The organism is Burkholderia sp. Se-20373 (assembly GCF_017104705.1).
Lineage (GTDB): Bacteria > Pseudomonadota > Gammaproteobacteria > Burkholderiales > Burkholderiaceae > Burkholderia.
The window spans coordinates 38,666-50,270 of record NZ_JAAGPH010000007.1 but is presented as its reverse complement, the minus strand read 5'-3'; the positions used below and the strand labels follow the sequence as shown (position 1 = coordinate 50,270).

General features: G+C 60.2%; 15 protein-coding genes. 7 read left to right on the top strand and 8 right to left on the bottom strand.

What is annotated here, in order from left to right; all coding sequences use genetic code 11:
* Positions 1-77: 77 nt before the first annotated feature.
* The 3 genes from G3N96_RS04030 to G3N96_RS04020 form a co-directional block, all read right to left on the bottom strand.
* Positions 78-1,217: an acyltransferase gene (locus G3N96_RS04030; RefSeq protein WP_206136301.1), complete on the bottom strand. Its 1,140-nt coding sequence runs from the start codon at positions 1,215-1,217 to the stop codon at positions 78-80.
* Positions 1,218-1,357: 140 nt separating this feature from the next.
* Complete coding sequence (locus G3N96_RS04025) at positions 1,358-1,564, bottom strand: hypothetical protein (RefSeq protein ID WP_206136300.1); 207 nt, start codon at positions 1,562-1,564, stop codon at positions 1,358-1,360.
* A 42-nt stretch (positions 1,565-1,606) separates the two neighbouring features.
* Positions 1,607-1,897 (bottom strand): XRE family transcriptional regulator, encoded by a 291-nt coding sequence (locus G3N96_RS04020; RefSeq protein WP_206136299.1) that lies wholly within the window; start codon positions 1,895-1,897, stop codon positions 1,607-1,609.
* A gap of 174 nt (positions 1,898-2,071) precedes the next feature.
* Between G3N96_RS04020 and G3N96_RS04015 the strand changes: the two genes are divergently transcribed.
* The 4 genes from G3N96_RS04015 to G3N96_RS04000 are packed head-to-tail and all read left to right on the top strand — an operon-like array spanning position 2,072 to position 3,762.
* Positions 2,072-2,254 carry a hypothetical protein gene (locus G3N96_RS04015; RefSeq protein ID WP_006495243.1) on the top strand — a complete coding sequence of 61 codons (183 nt, stop codon included), beginning with the start codon at positions 2,072-2,074 and terminating at the stop codon, positions 2,252-2,254.
* On the top strand, positions 2,247-2,744 hold the full coding sequence (locus tag G3N96_RS04010; RefSeq protein WP_206136298.1) for a lysozyme: 498 nt from the start codon (positions 2,247-2,249) through the stop codon (positions 2,742-2,744). The genes G3N96_RS04015 and G3N96_RS04010 overlap by 8 nt, the downstream gene beginning before the upstream one ends.
* On the top strand, positions 2,741-3,289 hold the full coding sequence (locus G3N96_RS04005) for a hypothetical protein (RefSeq protein ID WP_206136297.1): 549 nt from the start codon (positions 2,741-2,743) through the stop codon (positions 3,287-3,289). The genes G3N96_RS04010 and G3N96_RS04005 overlap by 4 nt, the downstream gene beginning before the upstream one ends.
* Entirely contained in the window at positions 3,286-3,762 is a 477-nt protein-coding gene (locus G3N96_RS04000; protein ID WP_206136296.1) for a DUF2514 family protein, read from the top strand. The genes G3N96_RS04005 and G3N96_RS04000 overlap by 4 nt, the downstream gene beginning before the upstream one ends.
* Positions 3,763-3,798: 36 nt before the next feature.
* On the opposite strand, the gene G3N96_RS03995 is transcribed toward G3N96_RS04000, so the two are convergent.
* The 3 genes from G3N96_RS03995 to G3N96_RS03985 all read right to left on the bottom strand — a co-directional run bounded on the left by G3N96_RS03995 (position 3,799) and on the right by G3N96_RS03985 (position 6,307).
* Positions 3,799-4,986 (bottom strand): acyltransferase, encoded by a 1,188-nt coding sequence (locus tag G3N96_RS03995; RefSeq protein ID WP_206136295.1) that lies wholly within the window; start codon positions 4,984-4,986, stop codon positions 3,799-3,801.
* 63 nt (positions 4,987-5,049) lie between these two features.
* Positions 5,050-5,763: an SGNH/GDSL hydrolase family protein gene (locus tag G3N96_RS03990; protein ID WP_206136294.1), complete on the bottom strand. Its 714-nt coding sequence runs from the start codon at positions 5,761-5,763 to the stop codon at positions 5,050-5,052.
* Positions 5,764-5,842: 79 nt separating this feature from the next.
* Positions 5,843-6,307 carry a hypothetical protein gene (locus G3N96_RS03985; protein WP_346778875.1) on the bottom strand — a complete coding sequence of 155 codons (465 nt, stop codon included), beginning with the start codon at positions 6,305-6,307 and terminating at the stop codon, positions 5,843-5,845.
* 42 nt (positions 6,308-6,349) lie between these two features.
* Between G3N96_RS03985 and G3N96_RS03980 the strand changes: the two genes are divergently transcribed.
* Positions 6,350-7,066 (top strand): SOS response-associated peptidase family protein, encoded by a 717-nt coding sequence (locus G3N96_RS03980; protein WP_206136292.1) that lies wholly within the window; start codon positions 6,350-6,352, stop codon positions 7,064-7,066.
* A gap of 39 nt (positions 7,067-7,105) precedes the next feature.
* On the opposite strand, the gene G3N96_RS03975 is transcribed toward G3N96_RS03980, so the two are convergent.
* Together G3N96_RS03975 and G3N96_RS03970 are read right to left on the bottom strand one after the other, a co-directional pair.
* On the bottom strand, positions 7,106-7,468 hold the full coding sequence (locus G3N96_RS03975) for a hypothetical protein (protein ID WP_206136291.1): 363 nt from the start codon (positions 7,466-7,468) through the stop codon (positions 7,106-7,108).
* Between the two features lie 92 nt (positions 7,469-7,560).
* Entirely contained in the window at positions 7,561-9,201 is a 1,641-nt protein-coding gene (locus G3N96_RS03970; protein ID WP_206136290.1) for a recombinase family protein, read from the bottom strand.
* 14 nt (positions 9,202-9,215) lie between these two features.
* On the opposite strand from G3N96_RS03970, the gene rimO reads away from it, so the two are divergent.
* Positions 9,216-10,601, top strand: coding sequence for a 30S ribosomal protein S12 methylthiotransferase RimO (rimO, locus tag G3N96_RS03965; RefSeq protein WP_206136289.1), 1,386 nt, complete (start codon positions 9,216-9,218; stop codon positions 10,599-10,601).
* A gap of 3 nt (positions 10,602-10,604) precedes the next feature.
* Positions 10,605-11,531, top strand: a complete 927-nt coding sequence (locus G3N96_RS03960; protein WP_206136288.1) for a sugar kinase — start codon at positions 10,605-10,607, stop codon at positions 11,529-11,531.
* Positions 11,532-11,605 lie beyond the last annotated feature (74 nt).

Below are 11,605 nucleotides of genomic sequence, written 5' to 3'. Positions count from 1 at the left end.
TTGCGGATATTGTGACTTTCTGTTCACAAGATCCGCCATCAATCCGCTTTGGTTACGTTGATTCATTTTTGCAAGCATTAACGTTGCGTCAACATTTTACCGTCAATACTTATCGCTATCTTGCGCCCCACAGAAATGCCATACTTCTCCACCGTATTTTGAATAAGATATGATGTGATGATAGAGCTGGGCATTGTAATGGCAAAAAGAATTGCAGTGCGCTCATTTCCAGAAACCCAGTTCCCGTCCCCTGTGAAAAATAAATACCCAGAAAACGCGATGAAAAATCCATGGAAAAGATAAATTCCGTATGATGCATCCGAAAGAAAATGGGCGGCGCGGCTGCTCAATATTGCGTTCAGATATCTGAACATCGGGATTTGTGAGAATGCTGGAAGCGTGAGGAGGGCGAATAGCGAGGATATCACAAACAATATCAACCTGCTCCCATCGCTGTATGCATTGAACTGCATCGAAGTCAATATAACTGTCAATGCAACAATTATCGCTGACTTGATCATGCTGATTCGGTAAAATCTAAGCTGCGCCAGCATCATGCCGGCAGCAAACAGGGAGATTTTCAGGGGGAGAAATGATGGCTCGACAAATATGTCGCGCGCAAGAATTGCCAATGGAAGCGCCAGAACTGAAAGAGCAATAGCTGTTTTAACTGGTCCAAATTTGCGGAACGTTATAAATATAAATGGGAAAGCTAGATAATATTGCATTTCCAGACTCAAGCTCCAATCTGGTAGCATCATTGAATTCGTAAATCTCGGTGATATACCAAACATCAGTGTCACATGAGCCAATAGATTCGATGTCGTGTACTGGATGAGGTCTGGATCATATGGGCCGCCACCAGTGCCCCAAAATCCGATATTGACGAGCTGAAGCGCCTTGTATCCTTGCAAGAAAACTGGAGCGGTACAAACGGCGACAATCATGGACAGGTAATAGCTCGGGGCGAGCCTGAAGAACCGTCTGGCGTAGAACGCCAGCCATGATCGTGCACTTCCCATCGGCTCGATCTGTTCTCGCTGAGCTGCATTCATGGCCATTAAAAATCCGGAAATCAGCATGAAAAGATCAACGGCAATCTTGGGATCGGGGATAGAAGTTAAGGTCCAGCCACCCCAGATCATACAGTGAGCAGTAACAACCCAGAGGGCAGCGAACGCCCTCAGGCCGTTCAAATGAGGAATATCCTTAACCATGGTCGTAAAATTTCTGGGCGGGTCAGAATTTTACCAGTTCCCTCTCCTTAAATTGCCCGATCGCCCTGAGTGAATCCGGCTTGCGGAGACGATGTCATCCGCCGAGCAACCTGCGAACAAAGATGCGATAACGCAACCCGCTACCAGAGCGTGGCAGCGGAATGCTCTGCGTCCTCGTAGCCAAGCTGCCAGTGCTCGTGTGACGCGGTTCCCGGCTGATACGGGTTGAAGCGATCGATGTCTTGCCAGGCTTTGAATCCAGCCTTGTAGGCATACGTCTCCATGATCTCGGGTGTCGACAAGGGGCGATTCAGGCGTTGCCAGATCCGGAGAAGCAGCTTTTTCATAGTTTTTGGGTGCAGTGCACCGTCTGGATTGCTTGGGAAATGCTATACGGTCGACGACGGCTCGCCATCCGGTACGTCCTCGACGTGCGCACCGAACGTCGCCATCTTCGCGAGAACGCGAGCGAATTCGTCCGGTGTCAGCTCGAGCTTCGCCGCTGCTACGAACGCCATGTGAGGGCTCAACTCCCGCGGCGATTGGCCGCCGGTGTATTTGCGCCACTGGTGATCGCCGCCCAGCCAGAACAGGTCCGCCATCTGCCGACCCGTCATGTTCAGTTCGTGCTTGAGCGTCGCGAGATCGGCCGTTCCGGGAGGTGTGTACTTGATTGGCATGGGAGTGAGCGTGCACGGTGCGCGTGCGAGGCGTGAGTTTCATCGTCGTTTCCTTTCGGGATGTCGGGCTGCGCTGAATGCGCTACCGCTGTCCGCAAATTTAGACCCATTGGGTCTAGTGGTCAAGAACATTTCATCGTCGCCTAGGGGCGGCTTTTTCATTTCGGGGACTCGATGAAGAACGATCTCGCGGTGAGCGCGGCCAAGGCAGCGCCGGCGGTGGGAAGCAATTTCTGGTTGTGGCTGACTGGCCACGACATCAACTGGTGGGTAGCCGTCGCGACGATCGCGTACATCGGCCTGCAGGCGTACTACCTGGTCAAGAACAAAGGGAAGAGGGCATTGCTCGATGGCTAACGTACCGAAGAAGACACTCGCTGGTGTTGTGGGGGCTGCTGCGGCAGCCCTTCTTTTTTCCATGGTCCCGAAGTTCGAGGGGCTCGAGCTGATCGCGCGGCCCGACCCGATCGGGATCGTCACGGCGTGCAACGGCGACACGAAAGATGTGCGCGCCGGCCAGCGATTCACGCCGGAAGAATGTCGCGCGCGCCTCGAGCAGCGGCTCATCGAGCATGCGGAGCCGGTGTTGAAGTGCACGCCGGTCCTGAAGGGCCACACGTACCAGCTCGCGGCCGCCGTGAGCTTCGCCTACAACGTCGGCGCCGGTGCGTACTGCGGCAGCACGACGGCGAAGCGGTTCAACGCGGGCGACTGGAATGGGGCGTGCCGCGCGATGAATGAGGCGGACAACGGTCGGCCCCAGTGGGTGACGGCCGGCGGCCGCGTGCTGCCGGGTCTGGTGAAACGACGCGCGGAAGAGCGCGCGCTCTGCGAGCACGGCATATGACGACCACGAAATCTCACGAGACGCGGCGCACGCTGTCCGAGGATGTGTTCTACCCGGATCACGAGCCGCGCACCGAGTCGCCGACGTTCCGCGCGAGCAAGCGGTCGATGAAGGCGGCCGGCGGCTACGTCTGCGCGGTCTGCGGTGACGACCAGGCCGTCGAATCGCATCATCGGTTCTTCGAGTGGGCGTTCTCGCATGCGATCGACTGGAAGTGGATCCGCGAGGTTGCGCTCAACAAGTGCGACACGATGTTCAGCCACAAGCTGCGGCGCATCGTGCCGATTCCGCTCCAGCACCCGATCTGGGACTTGATCAAGCTGACGCAGGGGTTCGACTGGGAGGCGTTCGACCCGGCGCGGCCCGAGGCGTTTGTCGACTCGACCTACAACCAATTGCTGCTGTGCGCGCTCCATCATCGGGGCAAGGATCACGGGCGGCACGAGGAAAGCGACCCGGTCTGGAGCGTGCAGGCGTTTCTGCTTCCGGGCTTCGTCTACTCGCCCGACGAGCTGAAGCAGCTGCACGCGAAGGAGCACAAATGACCTGGTTTGATCCCCGTGTCTGGCTCGCCGTCATCGTGGCGGCCGTCGTCGGCCTGGCCGGCGGCTACTTCAAGGGTCACGCCGACGGCGGGCGCGCGGCGGCGGCCGCCGCGCAGAAGGCGCAACTCGACGCCGTCACCGCGGCGCGCGCCGAAGATCAACGCCGCAGCGCGGCACAACAGGAGATCGCAAACGATGCGAACCAACAACGCACTGCCGCGCTCGCGGATGCTTTTGCTGCTCGTGCTGCCGCTGGCAGCCTGCAGCAGCGCGTCGACCAGCTCGTCGCAGCCGCCCGCCATCCCGCCGCTTCCGCCGGAAGCCCGGCAGCCGGCGACGCCCTCGATCTGCTTGCCGACGTGCTCGGCCGCGCTGACCAGCGCGCGGGCGACCTGGCAGAGTACGCTGACCGAGCCCGCATTGCCGGCCAGCAGTGCGAGCGCGACTACGACGCGCTAACGGCTGGGCACTGACGCGATAGTGCGCGCGATCAGCATCGCGGAAATAGATCAATGCTCGGCACGTTGCCGGAGATCCTGCGCGGAGCGGGCGGCGTGCGCTGGGGTAAATATGCGGTCAAACGCATTGACGATCGTACGCCGGCAACTAGTTTCGACGAGCGCCCAGAGCCCGTAAGAGAACACCAGGACCATCGCCCAGAAAACGAAGATTTGCGCCAGGCTGTCGCCGAATTTTGGGAAAGTCGTCGTATGCAGTAGGGCGCGGAACACGATCTGATGCGTCATGTACATTGCGAAGCTGATCTCGCCTAGTCGGACGAACAGAGTCGGTGAGAGCGCGCGGGCAAACACGCCGACGCTGAACGCCATCGCGAAAATGATGACGGCGAAGATGATCGCATTGCTGCACTCATACCACCACTTGTGTGCAGCGGGCGGCATGAAACTCGGAAGATAGGTGCCGACCAAATCGGCCAACCCCGGGAAATAGTGCGCCGCCGCCAAGCCGCCAAGCAAGACCGTCGCTTGTGCGATGCTAATCGTGACGGGCGACCACATTCCAATCCGATCCTTCAGATGCAGATAGAGGGATCCGGCCGCTACGCCCAACGAGAATTCAAAAATACGGGCGACCGGAAAGATGTAGACCAGTGAGTCGTAACTGACCTTGTCTTCTCCCTCAACCAACCCAGTGGCGCCAATGTGTGTTGCGTACCAGATCATGAACATGGCGCCAGCGCCGCACAATCCGATTTTCCACCACCACGTCCGGTTCCATCGCCAGATCAAGAACGGAAACATCGCGTAGAAGAACGATTCAGTCGAAATGCTCCACGACAGCTCGTTGAAAGAATAGAAGTGTGTCGGTAGAGGCGTCCAGCTCTGAAGCAGCAGGATATTCTGCAGCAGCGGCGGGCTCTTCAGTCCGTCGGCGAAATAGCCCCATGGCCAAGGAAGGAACACGAGGATCAGGAAGATCAGTGCGACGTGTGCGGGCCAGATACGCGCGATACGCGCAACCCAGAATCGTCCCCATTCTCTGAACGTGGGCAGTTCCGGATGACTATAAAACAGCACGAAGCCCGATAGGACGAAGAAAAACGACACGCCCTGGTCGAGTGGGACATGTTGCCGAAGCCACGCGCCGTATCCAAAATAGGCGCCAGTGTGGTGGACAATGATAGCTGCGGCAGCCAAAAACCGCAGCGAGGTCAGGGCGGGGAGGTTATCTCTCATGCTTCAGTGCCAAAAATCTTTGCGGCATTGTAGCAAGCCGGTGGGCCAGCCCCGGAACAGAAGTCACTTCATCAGCGATCGGACGATAGGTGCGACCACGGCGTATTCGCGGTCCGCTTTGATTCTGTAGAGATCGTCGTTGGGGTGGAGGCAGTCTGGCAGCATCGATTGCCAGTTCGGCAACGACTGAATGTATGCATACTGTTGAATGATCTGAACGCCGCGTTGCTGCGCAACCTTGTCCATTGCAACCACAAATTGTGGCAACTGAGCCATGGCCGGGTTGCAAGACGGATTCGGTTCTTCCAGTACCGGAACTTTCCCGTTCGCAGTCACGACGTCGATCCACGTGTTCAGGTCCGCGATGTAGCTTGACAGGGACGAATTGGCCGAGTCATTGAGGCCATAGTTCATGATGACGATTTGAGCTGACATACCCCCTAGCCGCGATGCGAGTGGCTGAGAATAGTGGGGTGCGATCCCGTATAAACTTTCACTGACTGTTGAGCTCGAGACGCCACTGTTGATTGTCGTGATCGTCGGACCAAACGTGTTCTGCAATTCCGCCTGCAATACCGTCGGAGGCGGATTTGCGCTGCGCCCCGTTGCCTGAAGGCCATAGAACGTCGAGTCTCCCTCCATATCTACGGAAATCGGCCTACCAGCTGAGGGCGACGATCCGTCTCCGCCGCCGCATCCAAAAATCGCAACCGTGGGCACGATCAGCAAAATTCTGAGAACGTTCATATTGTCGTATTTTATTTTTGTGACCTTCACATCGTCTCATATCTAATAATTCGAGAGCGGTCGATTTCGGGCCATGCTCGAACTAGCATCGCTGATGCAGCGTGACCAATCACATCATCCCAGCGCGCCCCTTTTCCTTCCGCAGAAGGTGGCGCAGCTCCTGTAATTTCCCATTCCCACCACCAAGCTGACCGCGATCCTCGACGTTCTTGTCGACATAGTCGAACCACTCCTGAATCCTGTCCAGGGACTTCCGTAGGGCAAGGATCTCGAGAATCAACCATCGGACCTGCAGGTCCGCGTAGTCACGCCAGAGCGCCCGCAGCTCTGCATCGCTCGGGGCATCGAATTCCGGAATCGTTGCTTTTACCTTAAATCGCGGGTCCGTCAACGGGGTGCGGTTGCGGTCGATTCGCGTCGCTTCGATTGGCCGGCAGTGCCCTAGGAATGTCGATCTTTCGTCCTGGTCGATCCAAAATTCAAATTCCCGCTTCGTGAGCTCGACAGGTGTCCTCAGACGATTCTTGTCGCCTTGGAACCCGTACTCCCAGATGTAAGCCCACTGCGGCTTGATCACGTCGCCACCACTGTATAAAAACACAGTATATTTTGAGATATGCTGGTCCCGTCAAGGCCAGAAAATGGGGAAGGGGCGAGGTGTACCAACTACCGTGCGCCGCATGAGGACTACGAGCTGCGAGAGCTGAATATCCAACCGTTCAGCGAGCTGTATCGGGACTTCCCGTGGAAGCCGGAGATCTACCCCGACTACCTCGCGCCGATCGTCGCGAGCGTCGACGGGACGCTCAAGCCGCTGGCGGCCGGCTTCGGCTTCTGGCCGCGCGCGCTGCAGAAGGCCAACATCGATAAGGCGAAGGAACAGGGCCGGAAGCCGCCGATCATGCGCAGCACGATGAACGTGCGCGACGACAATCTCGGGAAGTCACCTCTGTATGGACCAGCCTGGCGAGCCGGCCGACGATGCCTGATCCCGGCCGACTGGATCTACGAGCCGTGCTACGAGACGGGGAAGAACGTTTGGCACCGGATCGGGCTCGCCGATTGGCGCACGATGTGCGTCGCCGGGATCTGGCGGACGTTGGCCGGGCCGGACGGCGCGGAGCATCACGCGATGTCCATGATCACCGTCAACGGTGAGGGGCATCCGATCTTCTCGCGTATGCACAAGCCGGACGACGAGAAGCGGGCTGTGGTGATCCTGCATCCGGACGACTGGGAGGAATGGCTGACGACGTCGAACGTCGAGGCGGCGCGCGCGATGCTGCAGCTTTATCCGGCCGACGAAATGTCGGCCGAACCTATTGGCAAATAGTATTTATACGCGTTTACCCTTGCAAGGGATGTTTGTTTTCTATTTCTTCGGTCCGGAGACGATATCTCCAGCCACCGGAAGTGCGGTGGACTGAGCCGACGAAAATAGTTTGTCAAAGTGATTGAGGAACGTCTCCGTCAAGTGGCCATGGTAGTAGCCATATGCAGTTTGCGAAACTACTTCCTTTTGTTGTGACTTCACGATGTTGAAGGTCAGATTCTTTCCTGCCTCAATCGATGGTTTGAACCAGGCTTCATACTTCCACTCCTTTGCTTTGTGGGTGAAGTGGCCGTCCTTTTCTTCCCAAGTCGTGATTTTCCCGGCTTGTTCTTCTTGGGAAATTCGCTTTCTAAAGTTCGCGAGAAGGCCGCTAGGATCGTTCGTATAAAAATAAATCGCCATCGCTGTCAACCCCGTCGTGTAGTTGTCGGAAATCTGCTTCTACACGAAGCAGAAACTCAAGGGTAAGCGATTTCTTCTCTACGGAATAGAGATCAATTGGCGAGCATTTTATTGACGTCGATCTCTTCTGCGGCGCGCCACTCTCCCGTTTTACGGTCGACGTGGAGCATGCGTATGGTGCCGCGTTTCGCGACTAGCAATAGACCGATCGTTCCATCGTCATCGTCAGGGCGGAATCCAGACTGGAAGACGACGATCTTTGAGAAGGTATCCGCGACGAGTTGGCGGGCCAACATCCGAGCGTCATAGTTGAGATGCTCGACGCCATTCACCAGTTCTCGCCACGCGTCAGCCGCGGCCGGTGCGACATTCGACGCCGATGCGGCGAGTTGATGCTCGAATGAGTCGACATCCCGTCGCTCACTCGCAAGCTGAGTTTCGAGCTCGCGGACGCGGCGCAACACGGCGGCCGGGGGGGCGCCGTCGTCGAGTAGTAACGCATCAGTGACGCGCTGGACCTGTGCCTCGAGCTCGGCGACGCGTTGCCTAGCGCTGGCCAACTGCGCGGCCAGCGACGCGGTTCCTGTATCGCCCTCCAGTAGTCGCGTCAAATTTATCTGGTCCGAGCAGTACAGCATCAGGGCCCGTTCGACCGGTACGACGCTGCAACTCCCGCTGACCTTGCATCCAGCGCTTTGGCTGTACGTGACACAGTGCAGCCGGCGGTGGCCGGGGTATGGGCGTCCGTCGGCGGCGCGCCGACGTCCCATGATGTTTTGCGCGACGATCGCCGCACCGCAGTAGCCGCAGTAGGTGATGCCCAGCCCGGTCACGACCCCGGGAATTTCTCCCTTGCCCTTGCGCCGACCACGTTGCTCGGCCAGGTATCGCAGGTCCGCGAATTCGGCCGGCGTCAGCATGGCGGGGTAGTAGCCTTCGAGGCGGAACGTCTCGCCGTCAACCTCGACCGTCTTCTCGCCGATCAGCATCCGGTTCGCCAGCAGCCGATAGATGTGGCTGGCTGCTGAGCGGCCGCTGTCGGTGATCTTGAGCCCGCGCTCGGCGAGTTCGCGCACGATTCGCACGGCGCCGTGCCCCTGTTTGAACATCTCAATGACGAGGCGCACTGCCGCCGCTCGATCGTCGGCCAGTTCGAACCCGCCGGCTTCAATTTCTCGCACCCAATGCGGGTCCTTCCCAACCCGGATCGGTGCGCGCCAGGTACCGGCTATCCAGCCTTGGCACTGCCGGCGGATCGCCGCCTTCACGCGCTTGCTCTTCGTGTCCGATTCCTCGTGCGCGCGGATCATCACCAGCAGGCTGTAAACGAGGTCCATCGGCTGCGCCTTGAGGCGCTCGCGGTTGTACTCGCGGCCGTCGCTGGCCGTCACGACCGTGATACCGGCGTTTACGATCTGGGCGAGCTGCGCCTGCGCCTGCAGCGGCTCGGCGCGGCTCAAGCGATCCAGACCCTCAACGATCAGCACGGACCCGGCCGGCACTTGGCCATCCTCGACAGCACGCAGGAACACACCCAGCGCGCCTTGTCGCACGTGGCGCTGATGGTATGCCGACAGCCCTTCGTCCCGGAGTGATAGGGACGCATCAAGCTCCATCTCGTTGTCGGCCGCCCAGCGCGCGGCGTACTCAAGCTGGCGATCGACGCTGCCGCCAGCCGCTTGTTTTGGGTCGCTGAACCGTAAATAGCTGTAAACTCTCGCTTTTGCTGCCACGCCCCACACTCCAGATGTCTCAGAAAATTACACCGGCTCCCGCCCCGGCACCGCGTATAGGTATGGTATCCCTCGGGTGCCCGAAGGCGCTCGTCGACTCCGAACAGATCATCACGCAACTGCGCGCCGAAGGTTATGAAATCTCCGGCACCTACGACGGTGCCGACCTCGTCGTCGTGAACACCTGCGGCTTCATCGACGAAGCCGTGCAGGAAAGCCTCGACGCGATCGGTGAGGCGCTGACCGAGAACGGCAAGGTGATCGTCACCGGCTGTCTCGGCGCCAAGTCGAGCGCCAGCGGCTCGAACCTGATCGAGGAAGTCCACCCGAAGGTGCTCGCCGTCACCGGCCCGCACGCGGTGGGCGAAGTGATGCAGGCCGTGCATTCGCACCTGCCGAAGCCGCACGATCCGTTCACCGATCTCGTGCCCGCGGCCGGCATCAAGCTCACGCCGCGCCATTACGCATACCTGAAGATTTCCGAAGGCTGCAACCACCGCTGCACGTTCTGCATCATCCCGTCGATGCGCGGCGACCTCGTGTCGCGCCCGGTCGCCGAAGTGATGCTGGAAGCCGAGAACCTGTTCAAGTCGGGCGTGAAGGAACTGCTCGTGATCTCGCAGGACACGAGCGCGTACGGCGTCGACGTGAAGTACCGCACGGGCTTCTGGAACGGCAAGCCGATCAAGACGCGCATGACCGACCTGGTCGCCGCGCTCGGCGAACTCGCCGCGCAGTACGGCGCATGGGTGCGCTTGCACTACGTGTATCCGTACCCGAGCGTCGACGAAGTGATTCCGCTGATGGCCGAAGGCCCGTTCAAGGGCCACGTGCTGCCGTACCTCGACGTGCCGTTCCAGCACGCGCACCCGGAAGTGCTGAAGCGCATGAAGCGTCCGGCGAACGCCGAGAAGGTGCTCGAGCGCGTGCAGAAGTGGCGCGAGATCTGCCCGGACCTGACGATTCGCAGCACGTTCATCGCGGGCTTCCCCGGCGAGACGGAAGCGCAGTTCGAAACGCTGCTCGACTTCATCCGCGAGGCGGAACTCGATCGCGTCGGCTGCTTCGCGTATTCGCCGGTCGAAGGCGCGAGCGCGAACGAACTCGACGGCGCGCTGCCGGATGAAGTCCGCGAGGAACGCCGCGCGCGCTTCATGGAAGTCGCCGAGGAAGTGTCGGCGAACCGCATCCAGCGCAAGGTCGGCAAGACCCTCAAGGTGCTGATCGACGAAGTCAGCGAGGAAGGCGGGATCGGCCGTACGGCCGCGGATGCGCCGGAGATCGACGGCGTCGTCTACGTCGAGCCGGCGGCGAAGGCATCGAAGCGCTACAAGGTCGGCGATTTCGTGTCCGTGAAGATCACGGGCGCCGACGGCCACGATCTGTGGGGCGAGGTGTAAGCGATGGCCGCCGCATTTCCGGAGATCCTCGCGCTCGGCGAGGCGATGATCGAATTCAACCAGTCCCAGCCGGGCAGGCCTGAATTCCTGCAGGGCTTCGGCGGCGACACGTCGAACTTCTGCATCGCCGCGGCGCGCCAGGGCGCGTCGACGGGTTTCGTGTCGGCGATCGGCGACGATCCGTTCGGCCGCCTGCTGGCCGACATGTGGCGCGCGGAACGCGTCGACACGACGTACGTGCGGATCGACCGCACGGCGCCGACCGGCGTGTATTTCGTCACGCACGGCGCCGATGGCCACCAGTTCGACTACCTGCGCGCGGGCTCGGCGGCGAGCCGTTATGCAACGGGTGATCTGCCGCTCGACGCACTGGCTGCCGCGAAAGCCGTGCATCTGTCGGGCATCAGCCTGGCGATCAGCACGGCCGCGTGCGACGCCGCATTCGCGGGGATCGACCATGCGCGCCGCCACGGCGCGAAGGTCAGCTTCGACACGAACCTGCGGCTGAAGCTGTGGCCGCTGCCGCGCGCCCGCGCGGTGATGCGCGAGGCGCTGCGCCAGACGGACATCTGCCTGCCCAGCTGGGACGACGTGACGGCGCTCACGGGCGCGAACGATCGCGATGCGATCGTCGATGCGATGCTCGAACACGGGCCGCAGGTCGTCGCGTTGAAGCTCGGCAAGGAAGGCGCTTACGTGGCGACGCCGAACGAACGGCGCGTCGTGCCGGGCTTCGCGGTCGAAGCCGTCGACGCGACGGGCGCGGGCGATTGCTTCGGCGGTGCCTTCGTCACGCGGATCGTCGCGGGCGACGATCCGTTCGCGGCAGCGCGTTATGCGAACGCCGCGGCAGCACTGTCGACGACGGGCTACGGTGCGGTCGCACCGATTCCGCACCGCGCTGCGGTGGAGCGCCTGATGCAGGGCTGACGCGGCATGCGCACGCCGGCCACGGCAATGCGCTCGTGACGATGTGCATGGGCGGCGGGCAGGGCGCCGCCGCG

Bases quoted from the DNA above. Each gene is read 5' to 3' on its own strand.
- G3N96_RS04030 (WP_206136301.1), bottom strand. From the start codon at position 1,217: ATGGTTAAGGATATTCCTCATTTGAACGGCCTGAGGGCGTTCGCTGCC.
- G3N96_RS04025 (WP_206136300.1), bottom strand. From the start codon at position 1,564: ATGAAAAAGCTGCTTCTCCGGATCTGGCAACGCCTGAATCGCCCCTTG.
- G3N96_RS04020 (WP_206136299.1), bottom strand. From the start codon at position 1,897: ATGCCAATCAAGTACACACCTCCCGGAACGGCCGATCTCGCGACGCTC.
- G3N96_RS04015 (WP_006495243.1), top strand. From the start codon at position 2,072: ATGAAGAACGATCTCGCGGTGAGCGCGGCCAAGGCAGCGCCGGCGGTG.
- G3N96_RS04010 (WP_206136298.1), top strand. From the start codon at position 2,247: ATGGCTAACGTACCGAAGAAGACACTCGCTGGTGTTGTGGGGGCTGCT.
- G3N96_RS04005 (WP_206136297.1), top strand. From the start codon at position 2,741: ATGACGACCACGAAATCTCACGAGACGCGGCGCACGCTGTCCGAGGAT.
- G3N96_RS04000 (WP_206136296.1), top strand. From the start codon at position 3,286: ATGACCTGGTTTGATCCCCGTGTCTGGCTCGCCGTCATCGTGGCGGCC.
- G3N96_RS03995 (WP_206136295.1), bottom strand. From the start codon at position 4,986: ATGAGAGATAACCTCCCCGCCCTGACCTCGCTGCGGTTTTTGGCTGCC.
- G3N96_RS03980 (WP_206136292.1), top strand. From the start codon at position 6,350: ATGCTGGTCCCGTCAAGGCCAGAAAATGGGGAAGGGGCGAGGTGTACC.
- G3N96_RS03975 (WP_206136291.1), bottom strand. From the start codon at position 7,468: ATGGCGATTTATTTTTATACGAACGATCCTAGCGGCCTTCTCGCGAAC.
- rimO (WP_206136289.1), top strand. From the start codon at position 9,216: ATGTCTCAGAAAATTACACCGGCTCCCGCCCCGGCACCGCGTATAGGT.
- G3N96_RS03960 (WP_206136288.1), top strand. From the start codon at position 10,605: ATGGCCGCCGCATTTCCGGAGATCCTCGCGCTCGGCGAGGCGATGATC.